Raw genomic sequence first — 24307 nt, 5'->3', positions numbered from 1 at the left:
ACGCCTCGTGTGAGCGTTGCCTGCTGCTTCTGGCCGAACTCTTCCGTTGCTCTCCGGCTGCTATGGGTCGACATCTGCCCTCCACGACGGGCAGAGATCCGCAGTTCTCTGCCCGTCGTCAGTACGGTGTGTGCTGATCAAGTCGAATGCAAACGGTTGGTCAGCACGGATGCAATTGGCTTGTCAGTGGCAATGCAAATGAGTGGTCAAGTCAGTGCAATTACGCACCTAGTTTTGCAGAATTGTTTGAATGGCAAGCACAAAGGCAGGCGGGAACACCTTGTCTCCATGTTCATTTTGAATACCACCATCATCCGTGATGCTGAGGCCTTGTTGCGCCAAGCGGGAAGGGTCAATACCTTTGCTAAGCGCATTTCGCAGGCGGGGCGACAATTCGGGAGATGCCGCGACCGGAGCGGGTAAGGCAGCGGGGGCCTCGGGCGATGTCGGCGTAATAGAAGCTCCGACCTGAAGCCCCTTAAAGGCCGCGTGAAGGTTGTCGTTGGTCACCTTGAGCCGCTTGGCCTCGTCCAGTGCGACCCGGAGGGTTGCTCGGATGCTGGGGTCGGTTATCAGCTCCAGGGCCTGTTCGACGTTTGACTTGCTCTTGGCCACATATCGGGTGGAGCCGCTGACGGCACTGGCGAAGGCCGTGATGATTTCCCGATAGTACGCGCCTTGGGTATTGCGCAGGCTTTGCGTCTTGGGCCCGCCGATGGACTCCAGGCGCCGACCCACTTCGGCCAGCGAATAGTCGCGGTCGCCATCGTCCCGTATCGCGTTCAGCGCCTCCCAGACTTTATCAAGGTTCTCAACCTTCGAGGACTTGCTGGCGGCAGCCCGGTGGGCCTGATATAGCTGTCGCGCGTCCTTCAGAATATCCGGGGCAGTGAGGGGGAGGCCGTTGCTCATCATACTTGCTCCAACAAATTTGCCGATTGCGCAAAGCCGAAGGTCTTGGGCTTCATGAAGTCCAATTGGGTAGCGAAAGCCTTGTCCAGCCCCACGGCGCTCAAAGTCGTTCGCCCATCTACCAAGGCATGCACTGTGTTGGCCTCCAGCCGAGCATAGAGGAATTGCCCCATGGCATTGGCCACGTGCAAGGCGTCTTCGTCATCCAGCAAGGAAAACCGGGGCTCATGGCCAGAATTTCGCAGCATTCGGTCAAACAGGCGAGCGCGCTCCAGGTTGGGTTGCCGCCAATTGATGTTCAGCCCGTCGTAAAGGGTGGCATTAACGCAGATTCGATTCAGCTGCTCGAACTCATGGCCTTCCGACAAGACCGCTTCAAGCTGACCAGTGCCACCCGCCACGACCAGGGCCAAACCATCACCCTTGTCTTGGGCTGCAATGCGGATGCACTGCTCGGTAAGCGCATACGCGGCTTGTAGGCTTAAGGCGATTTCGTCCACCTCAGCCGTAGAGGACTCAAAGGCGGTCTCTGCAATCTCCAGCTCGCGTTGTTTATGGAAGGGGGCGCCTCCACTCAAGGCGTCAGCGTGAGCATCCGACAAGGAATCAAACCGTTCCTGGGCTTTTTCGAAGGTGAGCGATGCCTTCTTCAGCCGATACGACAAGTCATTGACGTGGGCCTCCAGTCCAAATAGGAAGGCCGGGCCTGTCATGAAAAACCGGCACCGTGCACAATTAGATGCACCGCCGGGCACCGCCTGAAAGCGGGTGACATTACTGGTGAGGTCTTGGACCACCAAGCCTTCGTGGCAGCGCTTGGCCGCGACAGGGCAAATGCCATGGTCCATCACCAATAGGCCTACCCCTGTGCCGCCGCTTGCCGCATCGAGGGCGGAGGGATGCCGGTAGGCCACCGCCTGCTCCAGTTCCTGACGGCTTGCACACTTGATGAATCCCGCCATTTCAGCTTGGGATTTGCGTTGCCGCTCCAGGAGCGCCTCGTCCATGCGAAGCGTCAAAGTTTCCACGTGGAGCTTGGTGTAGTAGAGGGTCATGAGCACCGTCGCATGTCCCACAATCTTCATCAGGTACTCGGGCGGCACGCCCTCCTCGTACATGGCCGTAATAAGGGAGACCCGAAGGCTATGGAGGTCAAAGGTGGCTGTGGAGGGTTGGCCCGTTTTCTTATCCCGGGTCAGCACCAAGCGAATGGGGTCCCCGTTGCTCAAAGTATCCCCGGCATCGGCCAGCCGGCGTTCCATCTCGTCCATCAGCTTGAGCCACAGATTTCGGATACGCACGTCGGTCACGGGCATGTCGGGCCGGGTTTGGTTCGCAGGGTCGCGGAACAGGAAGTAATTCGCGCCCATCTTCTCCAAGTCCTCCACGTGCTTGACCTTTTTGAGCTCGAGGATGTCGGTCCAAGGGGTGGGGCCCTTCACGGGATTGTATTTTTCCTGCCAGTCCCGAAACTCAGACAAAAGGGTCAGCGCATCATGCTTCTCCCAGGGCATCACGTAGCCCTTGACCTCCTTGTCGGCATCACCGGTCTTGTTCGTGTTGAAGTAAAAGACGGAGCCATCGGTTCCATCTTTTCGCTTGTATTTTCTGAATACCCCGCGTTCTACGGGCTCGCCACCGGCTTTGGGATGGTGAAGCCCTAGGTTCGTGTCCCAAAGGCCATCCTTGCCGTAGCGATAGGTATCGCCCTCTCCACTGTCCAGCATGCGCACCTGATAAGTCCGTGCCGGCAGCAGAAGCTTGATAAGAAGCGTGTACGCGCGCACCGGGCTCCATACGGTCTCGTATTGCCCCGTTACCGGGTTAAGCCACCGGAAGGTATCCTTGATTCGTCCAGCCTCCTTCGCCCAGGCAAAGTCGTTTTCGGTCAGGATATGCTTGGCAAGACTAATGAGCCGCGTAGGCATGGCTTCCCGATGAGTCTCCCCTTGATTCACGTTCTTATAGGTGCCTTTGGGCAAGGGGTTCGCAAAGCCCGGCCTCAGAATAGGGACCTCATTATCATCGGGCTGGGCACAGACCTTAAACAGCACCTCATTGTGAAATTCATGAAGGACCGTCATGGTTTGCCGGCCCTTCTTGCCAGGCACCACATAAAGCTCAGTGGGCCTCCGGCGGATGTCAAAATAAGCGGCGGGGTTTCGAGGCAACTCCGGATGTTCGTGGTAATGCTTCAAGAAGTTGTTGACCGACGACTTGCGCTTCTTGAAGTTGGCCGGGTTCGCTTCTAGGTGCTCAATGGCCAGCCGGACCCAATCGGCCATTTCAGGCTCTTTGGCAAGCAGCCAGTTGAAGTTGTCGTCCCGAGCCAAATGGCCCATCTTGTTCTTGAAGAAGCCAAAATCGTCGGGAGTCCAGTTGATGGCCACATCAGGATATTGCTCACGCAGCATGCCCAGGACAGGCTGTATCGCTACGGAGTGCAGCTTACCCAATCGACTGCGCTCAACCGTAAGCTGAAAGGTTTCGGGAGTAATGTCGCCAATATCTTCGATTCCACACCGGCTAAGCAGGTTGTCCAACAGGAACCGAAACTTTGCAGTGTCCCCAAAATTGGCGTCTTTGCTTTCAAGGTCGCGGCTTAAATATGAATGAATTGTTGTCAGATACGCCGGGGGTGCGTTGCCGAATCCAGCATTTGATATATGGATGATAGGCATGTTGAACGGCTCTTGATTGCGGCCAGGCCACGCAATGAGCCCCGCATGCCATAGCTGCACCAGCAATTCGACCAAGATGTGCTGGGAATATTTCGCGGGCTTAATTTCGGCATGACGTTTATGCTCGCTCACCAGCAGGTTATCGAGGGCTTCCGCAAAGGATTCACGCGTAACGCAATGTGAAAGTGCCCGAGCTGCATTCTGCAAAGATTCTGGCGGACGGCGCCCAACCCTCGCTACGATAGACAATCGGACAAACCAAGATTCGATAATGCCAGGCAGCGGAGCCGGGGCCCAGTGCGGATTCACTAGGTATCGATTCAAATCATTGTTCACATAGACGGTGCGCCCGGTTAGCGAACTGACCGTCGTGGTGTAGTCGTCGAGATGGCAAATCGAGATCATTCCGTGTCCTTAAACGAAGGGAGTGCTGTCACTGTGAGTTTTCCGATGGCAGCCACCACCTTGGCCAGGCCCACCTGCCGATAGACTTCCTGGCTCTTGGCGTTCAGATGGTGCATCGCCACTTGCCCCTCTTTGTCGCCGAGCCCCAGGTCATTGAGCCATTGGCCGTAGCGATGCCGAAGGCCGTGGCTCGTGGTGCCGGCCCATTTGGCAGGGAGCAAGCCGATTCGGCGTACTGCGGCTTTAAAAGAGTCGTCGAAGCCCTCGACGCCGAGAGGTTGGCCATCTCGGGTCAGAAATGCCCAGGGCACCTGCGGCGTCACCGGGCGCACATACTGGATATACATGCGCCAGAGGGTCAGGAACAAGCGGCCCGCGTTCTTATCAATCCAGAACACCTGGTAGGCCTTGCGCTCCCGATGGGTCAGCAAGCACCCTTTCCACCCGGAATGGCGGCGGCCTGTTTCCTGCGTGAGGGGCTTTCTGCCGCCACAAAAACGCTGAAGAAAATCGGCTCGATTGGTCTTGCGCTTACTGCCGGTTATCGGGTTGATATAATCCACTAGCCCATCCGTGGGCTCATGGACCAGCACAAGCGCAATCGAGGGGTCATCCGGGTCGGTGTATACGTCATCAACCCATAGGTGCAGAGGCTCCGAAGGCCGACAACCTCCATACGTACAGAGAAGCGTAATCAGTATGTCGCGTAGGTTGTACTTCACCCAGGGGCGCGTATCCGCTTTCCGGCCTGGGTTGATAAACCCTTGCCATATCAAGTCATCGAGACGCTCCGCCGGGAAGGCCTTGGCTTCTGCCAAAAAGCCATTGCGGTCTCGGGGCAATCGCGCTTGTCGCCCCCGGTGAGAAGATTCCTCCGCCCGAGTACGACGCTTCGTATGCGCGAGGAGCGAGGCCGCCTTCTGCTTGTTCCACTTGCGCCAGAAGATAAGCTGGTCCGCCGGAGAGGCTTGGTGATGAATCGGATTCAGCATCGTGGCCCCATGGCGCTGATTCAGCCAATCACTGAACTCCAACAAGGCTCGGGTAAGGCGCTTGGCATTTTGCTGTGAAGTCGCTGTCCAGTTAAGCCCGTAGGCATCGACGCCCGCTTGGTACGTGCCGAACCGCAGGTCATGGAGAAACGCCGTGTACAGCAGGCTGCGCTTGGGGGTGTCCGTGAACTCATGGGCGCGCACGGACAGCCATTCAATGAACCGCCCCGTCGCTTGGGCGTAGGTGCGTTCCATGGACAGGGAAACTAGCTTCTCCCGGAAGAACTCAAGCAGCTGCTCAAGCGGAGAAACGCCCACGATAAGAAGCACCGTGGGCGCGAAAGCACGAATCTTGTCCTGAACCAGGACCCTTTCCGTATAAATCATCAGGGAGACAGCATCCTCTTTGACCTGCTATGAAATTGAGCCGGTAACGCGTTGGCCCTCAAGTAGCCGCATGCCAGTCATCTTAACGAAGGTGGCGTAATCCATGGGGCGAGTCAGGGGGGATTCTGCGTTAGGCAACACGAAAGCCCAGGCGCGCCCCGTCGCTTCGTCATAAACTAGCTTGAAGAGGCGTGTGGGCTTCCAGACGTTGTTCTTCCCTACGGTCTCGTGACCTTCATCAAAAATGGGACCGGAGAACACGAACACATTGCCCGAAGCGCGGAGCGCGTACTTGCGGGTGTCCTGCTCTGCCTTATTCCACGTTTTTCTGTTGGAAGAAGGGTCCTGCGGCACCATATTGGAGAGCGCGAAAGACTGTGCCATGGCATGCTGGTCGGCGGAATCGGCTGCCGGGCTAAGGTGCCCTCTATCCACGGCGGGTTGCTGGCTACGGTAGTCACTCAACTCGGCGCGACCACTGGTGGGGATGCGGGGGTCAACAAAGAACTCGTTGGTGCGCTCCTCGCCCTTGGCGTCCCGCAGCCGTGCAGCTGAGAGTCGTTCCACCACCACCACCGGGGTCTTACTGGTCTGGGAATAGAGGACCGCAAAACCGTTCGAGCACAAGGCCATCGGCTTCATGCCCACTGGCACGCTGGCAAGGTTAAGGGGCTTATTGCCAGGAAACTGGTCAGCACATGCCTCGAAGGAGTTCTGACGCTGCTTTGCCGTATAAAGTGCAAGCGCTTCGTCGGCCCCCAGGCTACTCGAGTGGTATTCCTTTTTCTCGGCATGGTGCGGCAGCGCAAAGTCCAGCAGACCCCGCGCATCAGCAACCCCCACTGAGAGGGAAAATACGGCAACGAGAGCGGCGAGGTACTTAGTCATTTTCATTAAAATCCTCGAATTGTGATGCGTATATCGCATTGAGTACAGATACTCAAGCGTAAGCCGCATGGTTAGGTGTTGAGTATGGTTTTGGCCGGGTATTGTTGATGGCCACGGTCCACGGCCGGTTCCTGGCTGCGGTAGTCGCTCAACTCGGCACGCCCGCCCTTGGGAATGCGTGGGTCCGGATAGAACTGGTTGGTGCGCTCCTCCCCTTTGGCATCCTGCAACTGGGCCGCGTTCAGGCGTTCGACCACGACCAGCGGGGTCTTGCTGGTTTGCGAGTACAGCACCGCGAAATTGTCGGAACACAACGCCAGGGGCTTCATCGATGCAGGCACTGTGGCGGTGTTGATCGGGTTCGCTGCCGGGAACAGCTCTGCACAGCCGTCAAACGATGGCTGTTTCTGTTTGTGCGAATAGAGGTCCAGGGCCGCGCTCTGGCTGATCGAGCCCGAGCGGGAGCTTTGCTCGTGATGCGCGGCCGGCGGCTTGAGAAGGTCGAGCAGACCGCGGGCTTGTGCCCCGGTCGACAGCAAAACAAGGGCGGACAGCCCAACGGCAATTTTGCGTAGGTGCATGGGTTAGATCTTCGAAGGGAATTGAGGGAAAACGTGCGGCGAGGTCGTGCGGGGGTTATTGACCATGACCAGACAGGTTGGTGCCTGCCGGCCAGAGGTTATTTTGCGCTGTCATCGACAACCGTGGGGGTCGCCGTCGAGCCTGCCAGGAGGCCGCCGTCGATATTGAACTCACTGCCAGTGACGTACGTCGCGTCATCCCCGGCGAGAAACAGGGCCATGGCCGCCACTTCTTCGGGCATCCCGAATCGCCTCAACGGCGTGTCGCGAACCAGCGCCGCCATGCGTTTTTCACGGCCTGCATCGGTACCCAGCATGGGCTCCCAGATGGGGGTGAGAATGGCGGCTGGATGAATCGAGTTGCACCGCACGTTCAGGCCTTGTTCGGCGCAATACAGTGCGACCGTCTTGGTGTGATTGCGCACGGCAGCCTTGGATGACGCGTAGGCCGCCGCACCGGGAATGCCGACCAGCCCGGAGCGAGAGGAGATATTGATGATGGAGCCGCCCCCTGAACGGCGCATCGCGCCAATGGCGTACTTGCAGCCCAGGAACACACCGTCCAGATTGGTGTGATGCACCGCGTGCCAGTCCTCCAGGCGCGCATGTTCCGGGTCGTGCCGCACGGCACCCTGCTCGAATCCGGTGATGGCGGCGTTGTTCACAAGCACGTCCAGCCTGCCGCGTTCCTGCAGAATCTGCGTGGTCACGCGCTGCCAGTCTTCTTCGCGCCGTACATCGAGACGCAGATAGCCGGCGCGGTCACCGAGTGCGTTTGCAACCGTGCTGCCGAGTTCGTCGTTTATGTCGGTGAGGTAGACAAAACAATCCTCTTGCACGAAAAGTTGCGCAATCGCGGCTCCGATCCCTTGGGCCGCCCCTGTGATGAGTGCAACTCTGGAAGTGAGCTTACTGGCCATAAATGACTCCTTTGGTTGGATCTGGTCATAACACACCCCACGACAAAAACCCAAGCATGCCTTGCACGGTGAGCTATTTGCGCCGAATCGATGCCTGCGGTGGATGACTTATCCAGCCCCGCTCGCTACCCTTTCTTACCCCGGTTGCCTGACACCCGTCCAGGCCAGACCCCACGCCATCCAGACGAACGAATAATGAAATCCTCCGCAGGTCTGCTGTTGTCAGGTATCGAGCTGGACCGCGCCAGTTCCATCCCCTTGTACCGCCAACTCTACTTGCAGATTCGCAAACAGATTCTCAGCGGCAGGATTCAGGGCGGCGTACGTCTGCCGTCGACGCGGACCCTGAGCAAGGAACTGCAGCTTTCTCGAATCAGCATTCTCAATGCGTTCGATCAACTGATTGCCGAAGGCTTCCTGACGTCGCGCACCGGGGCCGGCACCTATGTCGGCGATGAATGGGAAGGTCGCGGTGTCGATGACGATGAGCAGCGGCGCCAGCCGCCTCGCCTGTCCGACCTGAGCCAGTCGATGCTGTCGCTGCGCAGCGATCATTTTCGCGGGGTTTCCTATACCGACTGGGCAACCGCAACCCCGACCTCGTTCCTGCCCAGCCACAGCGCCTACGACGCTTTCCCGCAATCGGTCTGGAAGCGGCTGATGAATCGCCACCTGCTCAAGCCGACCAAGGCCATGCTCGGCTATGGCGAACTACAGGGACTGCTGGCCCTGCGCGAGGCGATTGCCGAATACGTGTTCGATGCCCGTGGCATCGACTGCACGGCCGAACAGGTGGTCATCGTTTCCGGCGCCCAGCAGGCCTTCAACCTGCTGGGCATGCTGTTGCTCAATCCGCAGGACAGCTTCTGGATGGAAGACCCGGGGCATATCGCGGCGCGCATTGCGCTCCAGGCCCAGGGCGGCCTGGTCGTGCCGTTGCGAATCGACGAACAGGGCATCGATGTCGCGCAAGGCCTGGCCCGGTGCCCTGACGCCCGCCTGGTATTCACCACGCCTTCGCGCCAGCATCCCTTGGGCATCACCATGAGTTATGCGCGGCGCCAGGAACTGATCGATTGGGCCACGCGCAATCAAAGCTGGATCATCGAAGACGACTGCGACAGTGAGTTCCGCTACAACGGCCGCCCCCTGCCGGCACTCTATGCGATGGATCAATGGGCCCGGGTCATCTACGCCGGTACATTCAGCAAAGTGCTGTTCCCCTCGCTGCGCCTGGGCTACGTGATCCTGCCGAACGCCCTGGTCGAGCCCTTCTGCACCCTGCGGGCGGTCATGGACCGCAGCCCGCCCACACTGCTTCAGGCCGTCACGGCAGACTTCATGCGCGAAGGCCACTTCATCGGTCATATTCGGCGCATGCGTGCGCTGTATCAGGCTCGCCAGCACGCACTGGTCGAACAACTGCAGCAACGGCTCGGCACGTTCTTCAGGATCACGCCCGTGGAAGCCGGCATGCACCTGATCGCCTGGTTACCCGCGCATCTCGATGGCGACACCCTTGCCAGGGAGCTCGGCCAGCATGGCATCCATACCTATGCCCTGAGTGACTACTGCATCGCGCATGCCTTGCCGCCGGCACTGCTGATCGGCTTTGCCAGCACCCCCGAGGACCAGGCCCGTGCACGCGTCGAAGCGCTGGCCCAGGCCTTGGACACGTTGGGTTACCTGCAGCAGGCCACTTGACCCGAGGCAAGTGGTCTTATGATTTAACCGATAATGGATCTATCGAGAGTTCCTGACTGGCGCGATAAAGGCTGCGCCGGTAGACCCGGTGTCTGAACCAGGAACGACTCGAATGAACAATAAGATCCAGGAACGTTTCAACGCCCTGCTCAGCCATAAGGCTGTCGAGGCCGGAACTCCCCCCGCATTGACCGAGGCACTGGCCCGCCGGTTGCTCGACCGAATCGGCCAACTGCGCCTGTTTGCCCATGCCTACCCCTTGCTGACCAACCTCACCCACGGCCGCGTCACCCCTGCCGACCTGCTGGACTTCGCCTACCGCCACGAGCTGCAAGGCCTGAGCCTGCACCTGCTCGACGGTGAGCAAAACAGCTTGAGCCAAATGACGCCCGCACAGCTTCAGGTGTTTGCCGACAAGGCCAGGACACTCGGGCTGGATGTGCATCTGGAAATCAGCAGCACCTTGAAAAAGGATGTCGATCAAGTGATCGCCATCGCCAAGGCGCTGGGCACGCGCAACATCCGTGTCTACTCACGCTACGAAGGCGCGCTGTCGCGGGTCATGGACGTGATCGAGTCGGACCTGCACTACCTCGCGCAGCAGGCCGACGCGCACGACCTGTACTTCGACTTCGAGCAGCATGAGGAACTCAAGAGCGGGGAAATCGCGCAACTGCTGACCCGGCTGAACCACCCGCGCCTGCATGCCCTGTTCGATTTCGGCAACATGATCAACGCCTGCGAACAACCCCTTGCGGCGCTGCGCAACCTCGCGCCGCACATCCGCCAGACCCACCTCAAGGGTGTGCGCATCGTCCCCGAGCAAAACGCCTTCGGCCATTACGGCGTGCTGCAGGGCTGTGACGAAGACGACCTGCCCAACGCCCGCATGTTGTTCGAACTGCTGATGCTCGGCGAATCAACCCCGCAAGTGATCGCCTTCATTCTCGAGCAGGAGAACCACTACGTCGCCCCGGCGTTCCGTCAGCTCGACGAAGCCGCCGACCCGTTCATCGCCTACCGGGAAATGAGTGAAACGGCGCTGCCGCAAGGCTTCTCGCTGGAGCAGATGCTCGCCGGCGAACACCGTTGGGCCAACAACCAGGTGGCCTTTGTACGCGGCCTGCTGGCCGAGTTCCGAACCCTGGCCGAGTTGACCCTGGCCCATTGCGCCGACGCCTGAACCTGACGTGCCGAGCGGCACGGCTTACCCCAATACGCCTGGAGAACAATAATGACATCCCAAGACAAGGCCAAATGGCTCAGATTCCTGATTCTCATCCTCGGTGGCGGCACCATCTACAAGCTGGCCAATCTCAAGGACGCCTTTTACATTCCCATGCAGGAATTCATGGGGCTGTCCCACACTGAAATCGGCGTGCTGCTGAGCGCCAACGCCATCATCGCCACCGCGCTGTTTGTCGTCGGCGGCATGCTCGCCGACCGGTTCGACACGCGCAAGCTGATCCCCCTCGGCCTGATCGGCACCGGCAGCCTCGGGCTCTACCTGGCGACCTTTCCGCCCTTCAGCAACCTGCTGATCGTGTTCTGCCTGCTGGCGGTGTGTGCCGACTGCCTCTTCTGGCCGTCGCTGCTCAAAGCCATCCGCAACCTGGGTGACGATAAGGAACAGGGGCGCCTGTTCGGCCTGCTCGAAGGTGGACGCGGCGTCATCGATACCCTGGTCGCGTTTTCCGCGCTGGGCGTCTTCGTGGCCATGGGTTCCGGTGAAAACGGTCTGAAGTCGGCGATCCTCTTCTACTCGGTCATCGACATTCTTGCCGGCACCCTGACCTGGCTGCTGCTCAAGAGCGGCAACACCCAGTCGACCGTCAAGCCGAAGAACGGTTTGTCGAACCTGCTCGAGGCCATCAAGGTGCCGGGCATCTGGCTGGTCAGCCTCAACGTGTTCATGGTCTATATCGTCTACTGCGGCCTGACCTACTTCATTCCCTACCTCAAGGAAATGTACGGACTGCCCGTGGCCCTGGTGGGCGCCTACGGCATCATCAACCAGTATTTCCTCAAGATCCTCGGCGGCCCAGCCGGCGGCTTCATTGCCGACAAGCAGTTCAAGAGTTCCAGCCGCTATCTGAAGTGGGCATTCCTGGCCTTGTTGCCGCTGATGGGCGCGATCATGCTCATCCCGAAAAGCCCGGGCTTCATCTACGCCGGCATGGCGGCCACCCTGTCCTTCGCGCTGATCGTGTTTTCCATGCGCGGCGTGTTCTGGGCGCCGATGGGTGAAGTCGGCATTCCCCAGCACATCACCGGCTCGGCCTTTGGCATCGGTTGCCTGATCGGTTATGCGCCCGGCATGTTCGCCTACGTCATCTATGGCGCAATCCTTGACCACTTCCCGGGTCAGCAAGGCTACAACTACGTGTTCTCGTTGATGAGTGTGTTGGCCATTGTCGGGTTCATGGTGTCCAGCCTGCTGTATCAAGCGGTGCGCAAGAACGCCACGGCCACGGGCCAGGTCAGCGCTGCGCAGGCCTGATAAGCAACCTGTGGCGAGGGAACTTGTCGGATCGCCGCGATGGTCGTTAACGATGACGCGCATGAACCGGATAAACGCGGCCCTTTGTAGGAGCCGGCTTGCTGGCGATGGTCGTTAACGATAACGCGCATGAACCGGATAAACGCGGCGCATTCGAGTCCATCGCCAGCAAGCCGGCTCCTACAGGTGAAGGTCAACGCAGTCCATTTTGTAGGAGCTGGCTTGCCAGCGATGGTCGTTAACGATGACGCGCATGAACCGGATAAACGCGGCGCATTCGAGTCCATCGCCAGCAAGCCGGCTCCTACAGGTGAAGGTCAACGCAGTCCAGTTCTCCGGGATTGCGTGAAGAAATCAAAATGCGAAATCGGCCTCGTCCATGGCCATCAGGCAATGGGCGCCGCCGCGCAGGCTTTCGCGGTGGCCACTGGCACGGGGCAGCACCCGGCGCCAGTAGAAGTCCGCCGCTTGCAGCTTGGCCCGATAGAACGCTGGTTCGTCGGTACCTGAATCCAGTGCGGCCTGGGCACGCACGGCCGCCTGCATCCACAGCCCACCCAACAACACATAAGCGCTGTACGCCAGGAAGTCGACCGACATGGCGCCGATTTCCTGCACATCACGCTGGCACGCCTCGACGACCTCGGCACCCAGCTCGCGCCACTCGACGAGACGCTGCTGCATGGCCTCGGCCATTTCCCTCAGCGACGCTTGCGCACCGGCTGCGTCGACCTGCACGGCGAGTTCATCGATCAACAGGCCCAGCTCCGTGGCGCCATCGCCCAGCACCTTGCGCCGCAGCAGATCCAGCGCCTGGATACCGTTGGTACCCTCGTATAGCTGGGTGATGCGGCTGTCGCGCATCAACTGCTCCATGCCCCACTCGCGGATGTAACCGTGGCCGCCATACAGTTGCACGCCAAGGCTGGCGACTTCCTGGCCGACATCGGTGAAGAACGCCTTGACGATCGGGATCAGTAGCGCCGCCCGACGCCCGGCCTTTTGCCGACCTTCAGGTTGCGGGTCGCCGTGTTCGAGGTCCAGTTGCATGGCGGTGTAGGCCGCGAGCAAACGGCAGCCTTCGCTCAAGGTTTTTTGCGTGAGCAGCATGCGCCGCACATCGGGGTGGACGATGATCGGGTCGGCACTCTTTTCTGGCGCCACCGGACCACTGATGGCCCGCGACTGCAGGCGCTCGCGGGCATAAGCGAGGCCACCCTGGAAGGCGGCCTCGGCGATACCCAGCCCCTGCAAGCCCACCTGGAAACGCGCGTCGTTCATCATGGTGAACATGCACGCCAGCCCCTGGTTGGGCTCACCGACCAGCCAGCCCTGGGCGCCGTCGAAGTTCATCACACAGGTCGAAGCGCCCTTGATGCCCATCTTGTGTTCCAGTGCGCCACAGCTCAGCGAATTGCGCGGCCCAGGCGTTCCATCGGCAGCGGCAATGAACTTGGGCACCAGGAACAGGCTGATGCCCTTCACCCCGGCCGGCGCATCCGGCAAACGGGCAAGGACCAGGTGAACGATGTTGGCGGTCAGGTCCTGCTCGCCGCCGCTGATGAAGATCTTGCTGCCGCTAACCTGGTAGCTGCCGTCGACCAGAGGCTGGGCACGGGTGCGCAGCAGGGCAAGGTCGGTACCGGCCTGGGGCTCGGTGAGGCACATGGTGCCGGACCATTCACCACTGACCATTTTGCCCAGATAGGCCTGTTTGAGCGCCGCGCTGCCATGGCGATGCAGGGCCAGCACCGCGCCTTCGGTGAGGCCGGAATAAATGCGAAAGGACAATGAGGCGGCCATCAGCATCTCGTGGAAGCACGCCGAAATCAGCTGCGGGAAACCCTGCCCGGCGAATTCCAGCGGCCCGGTCATGCTCGCCCAGCCGTTGTCGACGTACTGCCGGTAAGCCTCGGGAAAGCCCTGGGGGGTGGTGACCTGGCCATCGTGAAGCCGGCAACCCTGTTCATCACTGTTGCGGTTCAGCGGTGCGACCACTTCGCCGGCGAATCGCGCCGCTTCCTCGAGGACCCCGTCGATGGTTTCGCGGTCCAGTCCGTTGTCCAACCGCTGGTTATGGCCGACGGCATCGAACACTTCGTGCAGCACGAACCGCATGTCGCGCAGGGGAGCTTGATAAGTCATGAGCGGGCCTCATTGATTGGCAGAGTGGAAAAGATTGCCGCCACCCTAAGCAGGCGCCTACTATTTTTGAAATTTCATTTTCATATGCCTGGTATTTGCAATTTGAATTTAAAAACCTTCGACCTGAATTTGCTGCGAGTGCTCGACATGTTGCTGCGCGAACAGAACGTGTCGCGGGCGGCCGAGCGCCTGGCGCTCAGCCAGCCCACCGTCAGCAACGCCCTCGCCCGCCTGCGCGCACTGTTCGACGACCCGCTGCTGGTGCGCGTTGGCCGCCACATGCAACCCACCACCCGGGCGCTGGCGCTTGAAGGACCGATTCGCGCGGCCTTGCAACAGATCGAACAGACCCTCAACGCCGGTGAAGCCTTCGACCCACGCATGAGCCAGCAGCAGGTGCGCATCGCCCTCACCGACTTTGTCGAACAGCTGTGCATGCCGCCCTTGCTGGCGCGCCTGGGCGAACTGGCGCCGAACCTGCGGATCGACATCGCCCACCTCGCCCCCAGCCTGCCTGCCGAGCTGCTGGACAAGGGTGAACTGGACATGGTGCTGGGGCGTTTCGAAGAGGTGCCGGCGCGGTTCACCCGCCGCGCGTGGCACAGCGAAACCCTGCGCCTGGCCGTGCGCAAAGACCATCCACTGGCACTCGACACCCTCACGCTGGATGACTTTCTGGGCCTGCGTCATCTGTGGGTCAGCGGCGGTCAGTCGCGCGGCATGGTCGACCAATGGCTGGGCAAGCAAGGCCTGTCGCGAAAAATCGTCTACACCACGCCCAATTACCTGCAGGCGGCGCACCTGGTCGCCCATTCCGACCTGGCCGTCGTGCTGCCGACCCAGTTGGCCAGTCAGTTCGCGCAGTTGCTGCCGCTGCGGTTGTTCGAACTGCCGTTCGACGTCGGCTCGTTCCAGCTCGAACTGGTGTACCTGGCGCAACGCCAACATGACCCGGCGCTGGCTTGGTTGATCGAGCAAATCCTGGCGGTACGCCCGGCGTGAAGTTCAGCGCGCAAGCTGTCGGATCGCCATGCCGTGAACTACTGTCAGTCATGGATGTGGCGCATACAACCAGGCTGCGGGTATGCGTCGGGTTACAGGTTTCCAACCGACCCGTCACGATGATCAGGGAACCCGTGCGATGGCAAAAGACGCAAAGGTCGAATCAAAAAACCAGGCTTTCACCGCGCCGCAGACCGATGCTGCGCACGAACCGGCGCCGGGTGCCGATGCGCTTGCCAATGGCATCTGGCGTACACGGCTGAAGGTCAAGGCACGCAAGCTGAGTCTCTCGACCCAGTTTGTCATTGCCGCTACGGTGATCCTGGGGCTGACCATGTTCTTCGTCGGCAATCTGGTGACCCAACGAATAGAAAGTGCCGCGGTAAACAGCGCAGCCGCCGCAGCCGCCCAGTACATGGATACGTTCCTCGAGCCCTATGTGCAGGAGCTGAGCCGGGACAACAAGCTCTCGGCGGCAAGTGTCGAGTCCCTCGACCGCCTCACGCAAACCCGTTCGCTACGGCAGCACATCGTCTCGATCAAGATCTGGCGGGCGGATGGCACGGTGATCTTCAGCACCAATAAAGCCATTACCAACCAGCAATTTCCGCTGGATGAGATCACCGAGGCACTCAAGGGCAAGATCGTCACCGACCTTCAAGACCCGGAGCAGGATGAGAACGAGTTCGAGCGCAAGCTCAACCTGCCGCTTTATGAGATCTACGCGCCCCTGCGTGATGCAAGCACCGGGGAAATCATCGCGATAGGCGAGTTTTATGAAAAGGCCGACGGCCTGAACCGCGAGATCAATCGCGTCCGCCAGCAGGTCTGGGTGGTCGTTGGCGCCGCGACCCTGTCGATGCTGACGCTGCTGTTCTTCATCGTGCGACGCAGTGACAAGATCATCCAGCGACAACAAGTGGCGCTGCGCTTGCGGCTACTGGAGCAAACCCGTTTGCACGTCAGCAATGCCGAACTGCAGCGCAAGATCGCGACGGCGACCCAGGAGTTTTCCCGCGTCAACGAACTCACCTTGAGGCGCATCGGTGCAGACCTGCACGATGGGCCGGCGCAGTTGCTGACCTTGATTCTGATCCGCCTCGACGACCTCGCCGAAGATTGCTCCACGGTCGATAAGGAAGCGCTGGAAACCATTCGTGGCGCCGCCACCGACGCATTGCGCGAAGTCCGCGACTTGTCACGTGGCCTGGCGCTTCCGGAAATCAACGACGTGAGCCTGGTGGAGGAGTTGCAACTGGTGGCGCAACGGCACGAGCAACGCACCGGCACCAAGGTCACATTGGCCCTCGGGCAGTTACCGAAATGCGCGCCACTGCCGCTCAAGCTCTGTCTTTACCGGTTTGTGCAGGAAGCCCTGAACAACGCTTACCGGCACGCCAACGGCGAAGGTCAGGTGATCCGCGCGCAATACATCGACAAGGTGTTGAGCATCAGCATCAGGGACAGTGGTCCGGGCATGGCGGCGGACGCCATGCAGCTCGAGAAGTCCGGCAGAACCCGTTTGGGCCTTGCCGGTCTGCGATATCGCGTGGAATCCCTGGGCGGGTTGTTCAGCATCGAATCCTGCGGCAAGGGTACGTCGGTCAATGCACAGTTCAAACTCTAGTCAGCAGTCGTTTCGGCGCCCATGGGCGTTTTCACTGCGCCGATATCCAGTCGCCCGATAGCTTCGCGCTCCCGGTAGTGGCGCAGGGCCGTGACCGCTTCGACACGATTTCGCGCGTTCAGCTTCTGCATCACGCAGCCCATGTGGTGCTTGACGGTTTTTTCGCTGATCAACAGCCTTGCCGCAACTTCCCGGTTGGTCAGCCCCTTGGAAACCTCGCGAATGACCTCTTCCTCGCGATGGGTCAGGTCGAACTTGCGGGTTTCCGCTTCATGCTTCTTGATGTTGTTCAGCAGTTTTTCAGCGAACGCGGGGGTGATGTACGACTCCCCCCTGGCAACCGACCTGATCGCCTGGACCAGGTCCGGCCCGCTGACACCTTTGAGCACATACCCGCGCGCGCCGGACTCGAGGGCCAGGAAGGCGTCATCTTCGGATTCGGAAACGGTCAGCATCAGCACCTTCACATCCGCCAGCTCCGTGGAGATGAACCGCACCGCGGCGAAAACATCGCCCGGCATGTTGACGTCCATCAACATCACGTCCGGACGCACCCTCAGCGCGATATCCCGGGCATCCTGCGCATTGGCGCCCTGCTCCACGACCTCAAGGTCCGTGCGTTTCTTCAACGTATTGGCAACACCCTCACGCAACAGCGGATGATCGTCGACAATGCCGATGCGGATGGATGGATTCATGACGCGCTCCCCAAAAGATAAGCACTCGAACATCCATTGATTAATAGCAGGGAATCGCGGACGCCGCCGCTCAGCACAGCCGTAGGTCGCGGGTTCCAGGCGTTCGGATATCAGACTTAGGTCGGATGCAAACACTACGTGAACAAGCAAATATAATCACAAATCACTTTATCTTGATGCTCTATATTATTGTTTTTAATAGTTATTTTTTAATAAAAACAAACAGAAACCCTGATAGAACCCGGATTCGTTTTCATCCGACCAACAGTCCAGGATCAGCGTCACACGCGACCAATCTCCAGCGTAGCGCGCAACCCACCGGCGATTCGATTCTCGAGTGTGATCTGTCCACCAAAGCGAACCGCAATGGCCTTGACGATGGTCAGCCCCAACCCTGCCCCCTGATCATTTGCGCAACTGTAGAAACGCTCGAACAGCCGATCACGATCCTGCTCATTGATACCTGGCCCCTCATCTTCGACAGACAGTTCGTAGCTGTTTTTCTTTTCGACCAGCTTGACGGTGATCACTGCGTGCCTGGGGGAGAAATTCGCTGCATTGGTGACCAGGTTGTTCAAGGCAATGTCGATGGCCACAGGGTCGACCCTCACCAGGCCGATGCCGTCACTGACATCGAAAACCAATTCAAGGTCCTTGCTCAACAACCAGGGAGTCAACTGAACCAGGCTGTCGCGAACCGTGGCCGCCAGGTCAATAGGTACGGGCGGTAGCGCTCCGGCTTGAGGCTCGATACGAGCCATCGTGAGCAATTGATTGACCAGTCGGCTGGTACGGTCCACGCCGGCAATCAGGTGCTCAAGCGATGCACGACGCTCCCCTTCACTCCCCGCTTCCATCAGATTCTGCGCATGCACCCTGAGCACGGCCAGCGGCGTGCGCATTTCGTGGGCAGCATCGGCAATGAAACGTCGCTCACGCCCCATGACTTGCTGAATCTGCGCAAGCATACGGTTAAGCGCTGCCTGCATCGGCTCGAGCTCAGTCGGTAGCGGCGTCAATTGCAGGGGTTCGAGTGAGCCGGGATGCCTCGCCCGCAGTGTTGCAGCCATGTTGACCAGCGGTTTCAAGCCCCAGCCGATGGCCAGCCAGAGCATGGCGGCCAGTATCAGACTCCCGAGGATATTGGGCCACAACGTGTGGCGTACGATGCGGTCCACCAGATCCGCGCGGACGTCGTCTCGCTCGCCCACCCAGATGCGCAAGCCGTTCTGTTTGTCTTCGAGCAGGAAAGCACGCCAATGACGCTTGTTCAGATCGACGACATCGCTGAACCCCGGCGTTCGTGGCGGTGCGCTGAAGGATGGAGAGCTCGCGGTATGTACCAGCAATTCGTCCCTGGAGTTCCAGACCTGAAAGGCAATTTTCGTTTCATAGGGATGGCCGTCGATCCTCGGTTCAGCTTCGCTCAGGGCCTGATTGAAGGCCCGATACAGATCAACATGGTCCTTGCTGGCCATCGGCATGCGCATGACGCCTTGTAACAGGCGAGCATTCTCGGCCAGTTGGGCGTCATAGACTTCGGCAATTTCATGGTTGCTGTCGTGCAGGTTCAGCACGCTGATCACGGCCAGGCCAGCGAGCATCAGGCCGATGATCAGGGTCAGGGTGCGACGCCGGATCGAGGTCATCGACGATCCTCCACCAGGTAACCGATACCACGGACGGTGCGGATCAGACCGGTGGAGAGCTTCTTGCGCAGGTGATGGATGTGCACTTCCAGGGTGTTGCTTTCGGCCTCCTCGCTCCAGCCGTACAGCAATTGCATCAGATGATCGCGAGTCATTACCCGGCCGGGTGGCGAGAGCAGCTCGTGGAGCAACCGGTATTCCTTGGGCGTCAGGGCCACCGGTTCGCCTTTGTAGCTGACTTGCTGGGTGCCGGGGTTCAGGCAGACGCCGGCGTGCTCGATCAACGATTGTCCACGCCCGGCGCTGCGCCGAAGCAACGCACGGATGCGTGCTTTCAATTCCGCCAGGTCGAAAGGCTTGATCAGATAGTCATCGGCGCCGGCATCCAGGCCGGCGATGCGGTCTTCGGTGGCATCGCGCGCGGTCAGGATCAACACCGGCAGGTTGGAACCGCTGTCACGCAAGCGCCTGAGCACTTCGAGACCGTCCATGCGTGGCAGACCGAGGTCGAGCACGGCCAGATCAAAGATTTCGCTGAGCAACGAGTGCAAGGCGCTGTTGCCGTCCTGCAACCAGTCGACGGTATAGCCTTCACGGCAGAGGGCCTGATGAATGCCCTCGCCGAGTGCCACGTCATCCTCTACAAGTAATAAGCGCACAGGGTCTCCTGTCAGCCGAGTTTCTGGTTCACGTCCACCAACAGCGTCTCGATCTCCTTGCGGCGCCCGGCGTCAGCACTCTCGCGGCCAGGCCGGGGCGCAGCCAGCAAGGCTTTTTGCAGCGCTGCCCTGGCTTCGCCATAACGCTTCTGACGGTAGAGGTGATCGCCCCAGAAGTACAGGCTGTCGATGCCGTTGGGGTTCATTTGCAAGGCCATCTTGAGCAACTGCTCGGCTTTGTCCGAATCGCCGAAACCGATGGGCCAGCCTGGTACGCGGTCATAGAGTGCCCCCAGACTGGTATAGGCTGAGCCTTGCAGGGCCTTGGGGTCCAGGGCCAGGGCTTTTTCCAGGTCGGCTTTGGCATCCTTGACCTTGCTCAGCGCCCCCAGCCCTCCCTGGGCGCCCGCCCAGCTACTGGTGACAATGCCGGACCAGATCCAGGCCTCCGCCACCGTTTGGCGTTCCTGCTTGAAGCTCGAAGCCTGGGCGGCCAGTTTTTCGAAAGCCGCGGTTCGTTGTCCCTCGGGCAACTCGTACTGAATATGCGCCCAGCTTTGCTGGATACCGTTGAGACGCTGCTGGTCGGCAGCATCCAGCGCCCACGCGCTCTGGCTCAATGCGCCAAGCAACAGGCAAGCGATGATCTTTTTCATGGTTCGGGATTCTCCTGGTCGGGTTTCTGGCTCAGGCGGCGGATCAGTGGCAATTGCTTGCGCAAACCACGGTCCACCAGATGGGGCAGGAGGCTGTTCAGACGTACAAAAAAACGTTCGGGCCAACCCAGGTACAAGTCGCGACGGTCACCGGCAATGGCGTGAATCACCGCAGCCGCCACGGTCTGCGGATCGTCGACATTGGCTTTGAGGGCATCGTTCAGCGCCTGGGCTGCCGGGCTGTTCATGCTGGTACGGGTCGCCCGCGGTGCGACGTACAGCACACTGACCCGGGTATCTGCCAGCTCTCGGCGCAGGGCTTCGGAGAACCCGCGCAGGGCAAACTTGCTGGCGCAGTAACTGGCGTAGCCGGGGTAGCCAATGGAGCCATAGGTCGAACCGACGTTCACCAGCATGGCGCTGTCGGCTTGCTTGAGCAGTGGCAACATCAGTTTTGTCAGGCACATCGGCGCACTGATGTTCACCGCGAGCATCGATTCGATTTCACTGTCGTCCAGCTGTTCGAGCATGGCGAAATGATTGACCCCGGCGGCATTGATCAGCAGGTTGATGCCGCCGATGCGCTCGGCCTGCGCCAACACCTGGCGGCGGTCGGTGACCAACGTCAGGTCCGCACGGACCCAACTCAGGTTGCGCGGATAAAGCTCGAGCAGCGGCACCAGGGGTTCGCGATGCCGAGCCACCGCCAGCACCCGGGCACCACTGGCGCACAGTGCGGTGGCGATGGCCAGGCCGATGCCGCCGCTGGCACCGGTCAACACGACACGCGCTTCAGACAGGCGCATGCAGGTGCTCCCCGTTACGCGGCAAGCCAAGGAACATGTCGGTGTAGAGCCGGTACACCACTTTGGAAGCGTGAATGACGGCGGCCTGGTCGCCCGGGTCGTCCAGACGGTCCATCAATCGACGGTAGGTCTGCATATGTTCGACATCCAGCGAGCCGTGGGAACTGAGGTAGCTGAAGGCGCTTTGCGGCAAGTCCAGGCGTTGGCGAATGCTGCCGGCGGCATGCGTGGCCAAGGCGATGCTCGTGCCTTCGAGCACGTTGACCATGCCGAACAGTCCCACCGGATTGTCCCTGGCGATCAGGTCGTAGAGGAAACTGACCATCAACTCGATCGGCAATGACGGACGCCCGTCACGTACAGCGGTCCTGTCACCGCCGCAGGCTTCAATGTCATCGAGTACCCATTGTTCGTGGCCGTATTCGTCCTCGATGTATTCACATACCGCTTCGCGCAGCCATTCCAGGCGTAACGGCAGGCGCGCACCGCAGGCCATCATCAACGGCACCGTATGGCGCACGTGGTAATAGGCCTGCGCCAGAAAGGCCCGGTAGCTTTCCAGGCTGACGTCGCCCTGCAGCGCATCACGGATGATCGGCAGGTTGAACAGCTCGGTACGTTCTTGCTCGGTGGCTTGTTGCAGCCGGTCAAAAAAACTCATGGTGCGGGTTCCTCGGAAAATTCAGATTCGCTCAATAGCCCCCGGTAGCGTTCGATGATCGCGTCACGACGGGGCCGGCCATTGGCGGTAAGCAGGCCGTTGGTGGCCGTGAAGGGTTGGTCGAGCCGACGCCAGTGATGGACCCGGGCGTACTCGGGCAAAGCCCTGTTGGCCTCGGCCACGGCGCTGGCCAGTTGTTCGTCGGTGCAGTCCGGGCGATGGGGCCAGAGCAACGCATGGTTGTGAGGCATGGCCTCGCCATGGACGAAGGCCTGGGCGACAGGCCCGCGCTGGGTCAATTCGGCCTCCACCCACTCAGGGTTGACGTTGCGTCCGAAACTGGTCACGAACTGATGTTTCTTGCGCCCCTTGAGGTAGAGGAAACCTTCGGCGTCGAACTCGCCGAGATCGCCGCTGGGCCACCACTGGGCGGTGTGCGGCGCCTCTCCGAGATAGCCCAGCAAGGTTGAACCCTTGATCAGCACTTCGCCGTCGTCCGCCAGGCGAATCTCTACATGGGGCAATGGCCGTCCGACACTGCCGGGCCGCCGTGCTTGCGGGCGATTGAGGCACACCACGGACGCGCACTCCGAGAGCCCGTAACCCTCGTAGACCGGTATCCCCACCCGTTGAGCGCGATGCAGCAGGTCTTCGCTGACCCGGGCACCGCCCACGGCGGCAAAGCGCAAGTGCTGTGGGTCGAAGGCCTTCTGCTCGGCAGCACTGACCAGTATCAGCAACAGCTGAGGCACCAGAATCAGGCTCTGGGGCGATCGGCTGGCCAGGCATCCCAACAGTTTCGCCACATCCACGCCGCTGGCACCTTCGATCCCCAGCGCTTTCTGGCTGGGCAGGCTCAACGCAGCGCCGGCATACAATGCGGCGTAACAACCCATGTTCTCCAGCAAAATGGCCAGCGGCAGCAGCGCCAGGTGGTGTTGCGGGTCGGTGGGCTGGCTGGCCAGGTGCAACTCGCGGGCGACCCGCAGAATGCTCTCGGCACTCAAGCACACGCCCTTGGGTGTGCCTGTGGTGCCCGAGGTGAAGGTCAACTTGGCGGTGCCCGCCGGCATCCGGTTCGGGCCAGTGAAGGTGCGGTGCCAGAACTCGCTGCACTTCTGATAACCAGCCGCTTGCAGCTCGTCATGCAATTGCGGTTCGGCAATGACGTGTTCGGCCTGGCTTTGCTCCAGGCAGTGCTTGCGTTGCGCCGGACTGAAAAAAGGCGGCAAGGCCACGCAGGTCAAGCCCTCGAACAACGCGGCCAGGTCCCACAACATGGCTTCGACGCCATTGTCCAGCGCCAGGGCGACCACCCTGACCCGCTTATCGCGCAGGCGCTGCTGGCGATGAATGACCTCGGTATACAGCGTGGCGTAGTCCAGTTGCAGATGGTCGCCCCACAAGGCAATGGCATTGGTCTTTTGCTCTGCATGCTGACGCAGGGTCTGTTTGAAACGCTCCATTTCAGGCGACATGGCAGGCCCCCTCGACAGAGGTTGGCAAGCCCTGGCGACTGAACAGGCCTACATTGCGCAAATGAATGAAACCGCTGCGGATATTGCCGACATGAACCCAGGGCTTGCTTTCGTAGTAACTGCCCCAGGCGTGGCGGTCCTCGCCCAGGCGCGCCGGGTCGGCAGCACACAGCGTCACGGGCTGCAAACCCAGGCGATGAAAGCTGTTCACCAACCCCAGGCTGCCCGTAAAGGCGACCCATTCCAGACCACCCATGGCCAGCACATAGGTCATCGCGATAATGCTCATCCGCGCACTGCCGGTGTCACTGGCGGCCAAATTACCGACCTCGACGATTGCCGTTCTGTCTACGGCTTGTCCGGCGGCGGCACTGATCAGCGGCTCGACTGGCTCGTCCAGATACCCCTCCAGAAACAAGGGGCCGGCGCTTCCCCGCCGCACGCCGACCACGGCACACAGCGCACCGGCCGCATCACTCATGCCGAACAGTTCCGGCATGAAATGGCGAATATCGGCACCGTGGGCCTTACGAAAACGTTGCTGGATAAAGGCTTCGAACGCGCCCCGCAGCGGGTCCCCCGGCAATGCTCTGACGAGCTGCATCTGCGATGTTTCGGCTTGGCCAAAGTGCAGCGGCAACTGAACGTTCCAGTTGAAATCGGACATTGAAAAACGTCTCCCCCGGATCAATTGGGGAGCAGTATCAAAGGCAATTCTTAACGAAGTCTGAAGGTGATAAAAAGATTCTGTTCGCTGGTTTCCCGGGTGTCACCTTGCGCGACGGACCGGTCCCCCGCACATCGCCAATTCCGTCGTTCTCCCGTATTTGCGAATTCAAACAGGGCAATTCAGCCAGGCTATGGCAGAAGGCCATCCCGCAGGATATTATGCTTTCCTTCGCTGTGCTTTCACCCCCCCGGCGAGGAAATCCACCCCCCTGTTTTGAACATGGAAG

19 protein-coding genes and 1 pseudogene are annotated in these 24307 nt (G+C 60.2%); 5 read left to right on the top strand and 15 right to left on the bottom strand.

Annotated elements, in window-relative coordinates; all coding sequences use genetic code 11:
* Positions 1-228: 228 nt before the first annotated feature.
* The 6 genes and pseudogenes from gmtX to EI969_RS16505 all read right to left on the bottom strand — a co-directional run bounded on the left by gmtX (position 229) and on the right by EI969_RS16505 (position 7766).
* Positions 229-912, bottom strand: coding sequence for a gamma-mobile-trio protein GmtX (gmtX, locus tag EI969_RS16530; RefSeq protein WP_160388725.1), 684 nt, complete (start codon positions 910-912; stop codon positions 229-231).
* Positions 912-3998 carry a VPA1269 family protein gene (locus tag EI969_RS16525; RefSeq protein WP_160388724.1) on the bottom strand — a complete coding sequence of 1029 codons (3087 nt, stop codon included), beginning with the start codon at positions 3996-3998 and terminating at the stop codon, positions 912-914. Before EI969_RS16525 ends, gmtX begins: the two co-directional genes overlap by 1 nt.
* Positions 3995-5377, bottom strand: coding sequence for a gamma-mobile-trio recombinase GmtY (gmtY, locus tag EI969_RS16520; protein ID WP_160388723.1), 1383 nt, complete (start codon positions 5375-5377; stop codon positions 3995-3997). The genes EI969_RS16525 and gmtY overlap by 4 nt, the downstream gene beginning before the upstream one ends.
* A gap of 27 nt (positions 5378-5404) precedes the next feature.
* A complete protein-coding gene (locus EI969_RS16515; protein ID WP_188265000.1) occupies positions 5405-6271 on the bottom strand; it encodes a DNA/RNA non-specific endonuclease in 867 nt (288 codons plus the stop codon).
* A gap of 98 nt (positions 6272-6369) precedes the next feature.
* Positions 6370-6846, bottom strand: a pseudogene (locus EI969_RS16510) (DNA/RNA non-specific endonuclease); the annotation flags it as partial.
* A gap of 98 nt (positions 6847-6944) precedes the next feature.
* A complete protein-coding gene (locus tag EI969_RS16505) occupies positions 6945-7766 on the bottom strand; it encodes an SDR family oxidoreductase (protein WP_160388721.1) in 822 nt (273 codons plus the stop codon).
* Positions 7767-7961: 195 nt separating this feature from the next.
* On the opposite strand from EI969_RS16505, the gene EI969_RS16500 reads away from it, so the two are divergent.
* From EI969_RS16500 to EI969_RS16490, 3 genes are all read left to right on the top strand, one after another.
* Positions 7962-9470, top strand: coding sequence for a PLP-dependent aminotransferase family protein (locus EI969_RS16500; RefSeq protein WP_160388720.1), 1509 nt, complete (start codon positions 7962-7964; stop codon positions 9468-9470).
* A gap of 112 nt (positions 9471-9582) precedes the next feature.
* A complete protein-coding gene (locus EI969_RS16495) occupies positions 9583-10653 on the top strand; it encodes a sugar phosphate isomerase/epimerase (RefSeq protein WP_160388719.1) in 1071 nt (356 codons plus the stop codon).
* A 51-nt stretch (positions 10654-10704) separates the two neighbouring features.
* The gene (locus EI969_RS16490) at positions 10705-11970 is read left to right on the top strand and encodes a nitrate/nitrite transporter (protein ID WP_160388718.1); all 1266 of its coding nucleotides are present in this window, start codon (positions 10705-10707) and stop codon (positions 11968-11970) included.
* Between the two features lie 354 nt (positions 11971-12324).
* Here the strand turns inward: EI969_RS16490 and EI969_RS16485 are convergent, their stop codons facing one another.
* Entirely contained in the window at positions 12325-14115 is a 1791-nt protein-coding gene (locus EI969_RS16485; RefSeq protein WP_160388717.1) for an acyl-CoA dehydrogenase C-terminal domain-containing protein, read from the bottom strand.
* Between the two features lie 84 nt (positions 14116-14199).
* Between EI969_RS16485 and EI969_RS16480 the strand changes: the two genes are divergently transcribed.
* Together EI969_RS16480 and EI969_RS16475 are read left to right on the top strand one after the other, a co-directional pair.
* Positions 14200-15117, top strand: coding sequence for a LysR family transcriptional regulator (locus tag EI969_RS16480; RefSeq protein ID WP_160388756.1), 918 nt, complete (start codon positions 14200-14202; stop codon positions 15115-15117).
* Positions 15118-15256: 139 nt separating this feature from the next.
* Positions 15257-16744 (top strand): sensor histidine kinase, encoded by a 1488-nt coding sequence (locus EI969_RS16475; RefSeq protein ID WP_160388716.1) that lies wholly within the window; start codon positions 15257-15259, stop codon positions 16742-16744.
* Here EI969_RS16475 and EI969_RS16470 read toward each other — a convergent pair.
* The 8 genes from EI969_RS16470 to EI969_RS16435 all read right to left on the bottom strand — a co-directional run bounded on the left by EI969_RS16470 (position 16741) and on the right by EI969_RS16435 (position 24018).
* Complete coding sequence (locus EI969_RS16470) at positions 16741-17442, bottom strand: response regulator transcription factor (protein WP_160388715.1); 702 nt, start codon at positions 17440-17442, stop codon at positions 16741-16743. The two genes, EI969_RS16475 and EI969_RS16470, sit on opposite strands and share 4 nt — an antisense overlap.
* A 281-nt stretch (positions 17443-17723) precedes the next feature.
* Positions 17724-19091, bottom strand: coding sequence for a HAMP domain-containing sensor histidine kinase (locus tag EI969_RS16465; RefSeq protein ID WP_160388714.1), 1368 nt, complete (start codon positions 19089-19091; stop codon positions 17724-17726).
* Positions 19088-19750, bottom strand: coding sequence for a response regulator (locus tag EI969_RS16460; protein WP_160388713.1), 663 nt, complete (start codon positions 19748-19750; stop codon positions 19088-19090). Before EI969_RS16460 ends, EI969_RS16465 begins: the two co-directional genes overlap by 4 nt.
* An 11-nt stretch (positions 19751-19761) precedes the next feature.
* On the bottom strand, positions 19762-20406 hold the full coding sequence (locus EI969_RS16455; protein ID WP_160388712.1) for a tetratricopeptide repeat protein: 645 nt from the start codon (positions 20404-20406) through the stop codon (positions 19762-19764).
* Positions 20403-21212: an SDR family oxidoreductase gene (locus EI969_RS16450; RefSeq protein ID WP_160388711.1), complete on the bottom strand. Its 810-nt coding sequence runs from the start codon at positions 21210-21212 to the stop codon at positions 20403-20405. The genes EI969_RS16455 and EI969_RS16450 overlap by 4 nt, the downstream gene beginning before the upstream one ends.
* Positions 21199-21873 (bottom strand): TenA family transcriptional regulator, encoded by a 675-nt coding sequence (locus EI969_RS16445; protein ID WP_160388710.1) that lies wholly within the window; start codon positions 21871-21873, stop codon positions 21199-21201. Before EI969_RS16445 ends, EI969_RS16450 begins: the two co-directional genes overlap by 14 nt.
* Positions 21870-23351, bottom strand: a complete 1482-nt coding sequence (locus EI969_RS16440; protein ID WP_160388709.1) for an AMP-binding protein — start codon at positions 23349-23351, stop codon at positions 21870-21872. The genes EI969_RS16445 and EI969_RS16440 overlap by 4 nt, the downstream gene beginning before the upstream one ends.
* On the bottom strand, positions 23341-24018 hold the full coding sequence (locus EI969_RS16435; protein WP_160388708.1) for a thermostable hemolysin: 678 nt from the start codon (positions 24016-24018) through the stop codon (positions 23341-23343). Before EI969_RS16435 ends, EI969_RS16440 begins: the two co-directional genes overlap by 11 nt.
* Between the last annotated feature and the right edge of the window lie 289 nt (positions 24019-24307).

Source organism: Pseudomonas sp. PB101 (genome assembly GCF_009764265.1).
In the GTDB taxonomy this organism is placed as follows: domain Bacteria; phylum Pseudomonadota; class Gammaproteobacteria; order Pseudomonadales; family Pseudomonadaceae; genus Aquipseudomonas.
This window is presented reverse-complemented; position numbering and strand designations above follow the sequence as displayed.

Bases quoted from the DNA above. Each gene is read 5' to 3' on its own strand.
- gmtX (WP_160388725.1), bottom strand. From the start codon at position 912: ATGAGCAACGGCCTCCCCCTCACTGCCCCGGATATTCTGAAGGACGCG.
- EI969_RS16525 (WP_160388724.1), bottom strand. From the start codon at position 3,998: ATGATCTCGATTTGCCATCTCGACGACTACACCACGACGGTCAGTTCG.
- gmtY (WP_160388723.1), bottom strand. From the start codon at position 5,377: ATGATTTATACGGAAAGGGTCCTGGTTCAGGACAAGATTCGTGCTTTC.
- EI969_RS16515 (WP_188265000.1), bottom strand. From the start codon at position 6,271: ATGAAAATGACTAAGTACCTCGCCGCTCTCGTTGCCGTATTTTCCCTC.
- EI969_RS16505 (WP_160388721.1), bottom strand. From the start codon at position 7,766: ATGGCCAGTAAGCTCACTTCCAGAGTTGCACTCATCACAGGGGCGGCC.
- EI969_RS16500 (WP_160388720.1), top strand. From the start codon at position 7,962: ATGAAATCCTCCGCAGGTCTGCTGTTGTCAGGTATCGAGCTGGACCGC.
- EI969_RS16495 (WP_160388719.1), top strand. From the start codon at position 9,583: ATGAACAATAAGATCCAGGAACGTTTCAACGCCCTGCTCAGCCATAAG.
- EI969_RS16490 (WP_160388718.1), top strand. From the start codon at position 10,705: ATGACATCCCAAGACAAGGCCAAATGGCTCAGATTCCTGATTCTCATC.
- EI969_RS16485 (WP_160388717.1), bottom strand. From the start codon at position 14,115: ATGACTTATCAAGCTCCCCTGCGCGACATGCGGTTCGTGCTGCACGAA.
- EI969_RS16480 (WP_160388756.1), top strand. From the start codon at position 14,200: ATGCCTGGTATTTGCAATTTGAATTTAAAAACCTTCGACCTGAATTTG.
- EI969_RS16475 (WP_160388716.1), top strand. From the start codon at position 15,257: ATGGCAAAAGACGCAAAGGTCGAATCAAAAAACCAGGCTTTCACCGCG.
- EI969_RS16470 (WP_160388715.1), bottom strand. From the start codon at position 17,442: ATGAATCCATCCATCCGCATCGGCATTGTCGACGATCATCCGCTGTTG.
- EI969_RS16465 (WP_160388714.1), bottom strand. From the start codon at position 19,091: ATGACCTCGATCCGGCGTCGCACCCTGACCCTGATCATCGGCCTGATG.
- EI969_RS16455 (WP_160388712.1), bottom strand. From the start codon at position 20,406: ATGAAAAAGATCATCGCTTGCCTGTTGCTTGGCGCATTGAGCCAGAGC.
- EI969_RS16450 (WP_160388711.1), bottom strand. From the start codon at position 21,212: ATGCGCCTGTCTGAAGCGCGTGTCGTGTTGACCGGTGCCAGCGGCGGC.
- EI969_RS16445 (WP_160388710.1), bottom strand. From the start codon at position 21,873: ATGAGTTTTTTTGACCGGCTGCAACAAGCCACCGAGCAAGAACGTACC.
- EI969_RS16440 (WP_160388709.1), bottom strand. From the start codon at position 23,351: ATGTCGCCTGAAATGGAGCGTTTCAAACAGACCCTGCGTCAGCATGCA.
- EI969_RS16435 (WP_160388708.1), bottom strand. From the start codon at position 24,018: ATGTCCGATTTCAACTGGAACGTTCAGTTGCCGCTGCACTTTGGCCAA.